The following is a 612-nucleotide window of genomic DNA, read 5'->3' on the forward strand; positions in this document are numbered from 1 at the left end:
CCCCGCCGCCGGGCCCGACCACGTCGCCGGGCCCGACCACGTCGCCGGACCCACGGAGTGGGGCGACGGCCTGGTCGGCGTCGGCCCCTGGGAGGTCGAGCATCCGGGCGAGCCCCGCCCGACCGGCGAACACTGGGACCCCGACCTGCTCGACTCGGGCGACCGCCGCAACGTGGTCGACTGCTACCGGTACTGGCGGCGCGAGGCGATCGTGGCGGACCTCGACACCCGGCGGCACCCGTTCCACGTGGCCATCGAGAACTTCGGTCACGACGCCAACATCGGCACGGTGGTGCGCACCGCCAACGCCTTCCTGGCGGCCGAGGTGCACATCGTGGGTCGCCGCCGCTGGAACCGGCGCGGGGCCATGGTCACCGACCGCTACCAGCACCTGCGGCACCACGAGGACGTCAGTGCACTCATGGACTGGGCGGAGTCCCGGGGGCTGCCGGTCCTCGCCGTCGACAATCTCCCCGGCGCCGAGCCGCTCGAGACCGTCCGCCTCCCGCGCGAGTGCGTCCTGCTCTTCGGCCAGGAGGGCCCCGGGGTGAGCGACGACGCGCGGCTCCGGGCGGCGAGGACAGTGTCGATCGCCCAGTTCGGCTCGACCCG

General features: G+C 74.5%; 1 protein-coding gene. It reads left to right on the forward strand.

All coding sequences use genetic code 11. The annotated features are described in order from the left end of the window. The coding region (locus tag B4M60_RS05190) for a TrmH family RNA methyltransferase (protein ID WP_291080949.1) at positions 1 to 612 on the forward strand (612 nt) is incomplete at both ends.

The sequence above is a fragment of the Dietzia sp. UBA5065 genome (assembly GCA_002415925.1).
Taxonomy (GTDB): Bacteria; Actinomycetota; Actinomycetes; order Mycobacteriales; family Mycobacteriaceae; genus Dietzia.